Origin of the sequence: Psychrobacter sp. (assembly GCF_036731945.1) — a bacterium.
Classification (GTDB): Bacteria; Pseudomonadota; Gammaproteobacteria; order Pseudomonadales; family Moraxellaceae; genus Psychrobacter.
In genome coordinates, this window is the sequence record NZ_DAINDI010000022.1 from 25,072 (window position 1) to 25,978 (window position 907).

The following is a 907-nucleotide window of genomic DNA, read 5'->3' on the forward strand; positions in this document are numbered from 1 at the left end:
CCCAAAATGGCACAGGCGTTATGCGCGCCAAAGGCGTCGCGCAGGTTTCTCGCCGTACCAATGTCAATATTTTTGGTCAGAGCTTAGAGCTGAATTACGGTCAGGTGCGTTTTAATGGCGACGTGATGAAACCAAATCTGAGCATTGAGGCGGTTAAAACCATCAGCGGTAAGACCGTCGGCGTACGCGTTAAAGGCAATACAGAAAATCCAAATATTATCGTCTTTAACAATGCTGGCTTAACCCAGCAGCAAGCGATGAATGCCTTGATAACGGGCCGTATTAATAATAAGAGCGCGACGCAAATCAGTGAGCAAGGCTTTAAATCGCAGGTGACTAATAACCTTGCGGCGGCGGGACTAAGCTTTGGGCTGAGTGGCACGCGCAATCTGACCAATCAAATAGGCCAAGCGTTTGGCTTCCAAAGCCTAACCGTTGATGCATCAGGCAGTAGTGATGACACCAACGTCAACGTTACTGGTTATGTGACCCCTGATTTGTATATTCGCTACGGAGTCGGGGTGTTTAATGCACAAAATAGCCTATCTATCCGTTATCAGCTAACGCGCCGCATTTACGTCGAAGCAACTTCAGCGGCGGAAAACGCGGTCGATGTGGTTTATAGTTGGCAGTTCTAAGCACTTAAGCTTTTAATAGCCTTACTATACTGTCGATTTTTAAGTCGCTTGTTAGTGGTTCATTTAATGCAATAAAAAACGCCTTTTGATAAAGGCGTTTTTTTATGCGGTGAGCAGTTGATTTATTTGGTTAAAATTAAGCGGTTATTGCGCGTTAAGCGTAAGCGATATTCTTCGCCTTCGTGCTCGATACGCACTTCTTTGGTTAGCGCAAATAGGTGCTGTGATTGCAGCGTAGGCAAGCGGTTTTCGCGGCAGTTTAAATAACG

At 45.9% G+C, this 907-nt stretch carries 2 protein-coding genes; one reads left to right on the top strand and one right to left on the bottom strand.

Annotated features, from left to right (window positions below):
* A partial coding sequence (locus V7D75_RS06315) for a translocation/assembly module TamB domain-containing protein (protein ID WP_333613867.1) occupies nucleotides 1–638 on the top strand: 638 nt, incomplete at its 5' end.
* A gap of 122 nt (nucleotides 639–760) precedes the next feature.
* On the opposite strand, the gene hemP is transcribed toward V7D75_RS06315, so the two are convergent.
* A partial coding sequence (hemP, locus tag V7D75_RS06320) for a hemin uptake protein HemP (RefSeq protein WP_333613881.1) occupies nucleotides 761–907 on the bottom strand: 147 nt, incomplete at its 5' end.